Here is a 1,783-nt window from a genome sequence, read left to right as displayed (position 1 = left end):
ACGCCGCCGATGTTTACCTCATGCCCGTGTGTGAGAAAAATCGCCTGTACGCGTTCAGATCGTTCAATTAAATATGAAATGTCAGGAATGACCACATCGATACCCAGCATTTCATTTTCTGGATGCATGAGACCGGCGTCAACCACGAATATGTCAGAATCGATTTCAATGACATAAAGGTTTTTTCCGATCTCTCCGACGCCTCCTAAGGCGATGATTCTAATATTTTCTGTATTTTTTTTCAAATTGTAATCCTCCTAATCTAAGTACCCGTCCATCATCACTTGTCCCTATTATACCTGAATCTAAATTTAGAAAACAAGAACCATTATGTATATGACAAACGGTCATCCCCTCCAAAAGAGAATGACCGTTTTCGTCCGTATTGTTTTTTACAGGCCGTTCATCAGGCTGCTTAAACGGAGTCGTTCATCTTCATTTAGCGGAATCAAAGGGAGCCGGACGGACCCGACATCAAGACCCTTCAGCTGAAGAGCCGTCTTTAATGGAGACGGATTCGGTGCGGCAAAAAGCCCTTTCATCAGCGGAAGCAGCTTTTGGTGGATCAAAGCAGCCTGAGCCGTGTTCCCCTCTGTATAATGTTTGATCATTTCCTGCATTTCCGGTCCGATGATATGTGATGCAACGGAAACGATTCCTCTCGCTCCTACGGACAAGGCCGGCAGTGTCAGGCTGTCATCTCCTGAATAAACGGCAAAGTCCTCAGGGGTTTCAGCTACGATTTTTGTAATCGCATCTAAGTCGCCGCTCGCTTCTTTAATCGCAATGATATTCGGGATCTCCGCAAGGCGGATCGTCGTTTCCGGTGCGAGCGAAGCAGCCGTTCTTCCCGGTACATTATAAAGCATGACAGGCAGTGACGTTTCCTCCGCAATCGCTCTGAAATGGCGGTACATGCCTTCCTGAGAAGGCTTGTTGTAGTACGGAGTGACGAGCATGACGGCGTCAGCGCCGGCTTCTTCAGCTTTTTTCGTCAGCTTGATCGACGCTTTCGTGTTGTTGCTTCCCGTGCCGGCGATGATCGGGACGCGGCCTGCCGCTTCCTTGACGGAATATTGAATGAGCGCTACCTTTTCTTCTTCGGAAAGCGTCGGCGATTCTCCGGTTGTTCCGGCAACCACCAGGGAATCCGTCCCATTGTTTATTAAATAATCGATCAGCTTTGACAGTTTTTGAAAATCGATATTTTCATTTTTGTCAAAGGGCGTAACCATTGCGGTTGCGATATTTCCGAAATTCATTTTTTTCACCTCATCATGATTCAATCATATTTATTTTGACAGTTCAAACACTTCATGCAGCGCATTCACGGCCGTCGCCATATTTTTCTCGTGCACGAGCACCCATATCGTCGTATGGCTGTCAGCAGACTGCAAGATCGGAATGCCTTTTTCTGATAAAGCGGTAACGATTTTTGAGGTAACGCCCGGAACGCCCATAATTCCCGCGCCAACTGCTGACACTTTCGCGCAATTTTTTGTCACGGCCGGTTCATAGCCCAATTCCTTCAGGATGCCAGAGGCGCGGTCGGTCATGTTTCCAGCCACCGTGTAGACAATTTCACTTGGTGTAATATTGAAGAAATCGACGCTGATGCCGGCATTCGCCATCGCTTTAAACACTTCAGTCTGTACGTTATATTGTCCTTCTTTTGCCGGGACTTTAAACTGTGTCACGTCTTTCACATGGGCGATGCCAGTGATAAGCCGCGCAAAAACGTCGCTTCCGGCTTTTGAGTTGTGATGGCTTGTGACGAGCGTGC

At 47.5% G+C, this 1,783-nt stretch carries 3 protein-coding genes; all 3 read right to left on the bottom strand.

The annotated features are described in order from the left end of the window. Positions 1-245: MBL fold metallo-hydrolase (locus C1T29_RS10795; protein ID WP_208945720.1), on the bottom strand; the 245-nt coding region annotated here is incomplete at its 3' end. 147 nt (positions 246-392) lie between these two features. After that, positions 393-1,262, bottom strand: a complete 870-nt coding sequence (dapA, locus tag C1T29_RS10790; protein WP_020451443.1) for a 4-hydroxy-tetrahydrodipicolinate synthase — start codon at positions 1,260-1,262, stop codon at positions 393-395. A 30-nt stretch (positions 1,263-1,292) separates the two neighbouring features. After that, positions 1,293-1,783, bottom strand: a 491-nt coding sequence (locus C1T29_RS10785; protein ID WP_208945691.1) for an ACT domain-containing protein, incomplete at its 5' end; no start/stop codon positions are given.

Source organism: Bacillus sp. MBGLi79 (assembly GCF_002953915.1).
Note: the sequence above shows the minus strand (reverse complement) of the source record. Positions and strands in the feature narration are given on the sequence as shown.

What these genes read in the sequence shown, in the direction of transcription:
- dapA (WP_020451443.1), bottom strand. Translation starts at nt 1,262, where the DNA reads ATGAATTTCGGAAATATCGCAACCGCAATGGTTACGCCCTTTGACAAA.